This window comes from Prevotella conceptionensis 9403948, assembly GCF_000312305.1.
Classification (GTDB): domain Bacteria; phylum Bacteroidota; class Bacteroidia; order Bacteroidales; family Bacteroidaceae; genus Prevotella; species Prevotella conceptionensis.
Window position 1 is genome coordinate 588,462 of sequence record NZ_HE999443.1, and the last position, 1,039, is coordinate 589,500.

At 52.3% G+C, this 1,039-nt stretch carries 1 protein-coding gene and 1 pseudogene; both read left to right on the plus strand.

Translation table 11 applies throughout. The annotated features are described in order from the left end of the window. On the plus strand, positions 1-329 hold a 329-nt coding region (locus tag BN93_RS02105; protein ID WP_044259438.1), incomplete at its 5' end, for a phosphate acyltransferase. A gap of 19 nt (positions 330-348) precedes the next feature. Beyond that, positions 349-1,039, plus strand: a pseudogene (locus BN93_RS02110) (acetate/propionate family kinase); the annotation flags it as partial.

A 1,039-nucleotide genomic window follows, 5' to 3' on the forward strand; every position in this document is an offset into this window, starting at 1 on the left:
CCCCCGACCTGCGTATCGACGGTGAATTGCAGGCCGATGCCGCGTTGGTTCCATCCGTAGGACAGAAGAAAGCACCCGGAAGTGCCATCGCAGGCAATGCCAATGTGTTGGTGGTGCCCAACCTCGAAGTGGGAAACATTAGCTACAAACTGGTGCAACGCCTAGGAAACGTCCAAGCCATTGGCCCAATTTTGCAGGGCATAGCGCGCCCAGTGAACGATTTGAGTCGTGGTTGCTCGGTAGACGACATTTATTACATGGTGGCCATCACTGCTTGTCAGGCACAAGACGCCAAGGCCAAAGCATGCGCTATACCCACCGATAAATAAAAAACAACGATATATAAGAATGAAAATCTTGGTATTAAACTGTGGCAGCTCGTCCATTAAGTACAAGCTCTACAACATGGACGACAAGTCGGTTTTGGCACAAGGAGGTGTTGAACGCATTGGACTTGACGAGGCTTTCTTGAAACTGACGCTCCCAAACGGCGAGAAAAAGGTGATTATGCACGACATGCCCGACCATAAGGAGGGCGTGAACTTCGTTTTCCAAACCCTTCTCGACAAGGAGATTGGCGCCATTAACGACCTGAGCGAAATTGATGCCGTGGGCCATCGCATCGTGCAAGGCGGCGATAAGTTCAACGATAGCTGCATCGTTACCCCCGAGGTGGAGCAGGGAATAGAAGACCTTTGCGACCTTGCACCCGTGCACAACGCTGGTCACCTGCGTGGAATCAGGGCCGTAGATGCGCTTATGCCCGCTACACCGCAGGTGGTTGTGTTCGATAATGCCTTCCATAGCACCATGCCCGAACACGCTTTCCTCTACGCCGTTCCTTATAAGTTCTACGAAGACTACCACGTTCGTCGTTACGGTTCCACGGCACCAGTCATCGTTACGTATCTCAACGCGTGTGCGATTACCTTGGTCGCGACATTAAAACCCAACGCATCATTACCTGCCACATCGGCAACGGAGCCAGCATGGCGGCCGTTAAGTTCGGCAAATGCGTTGATACGTCTATGGGACTGAC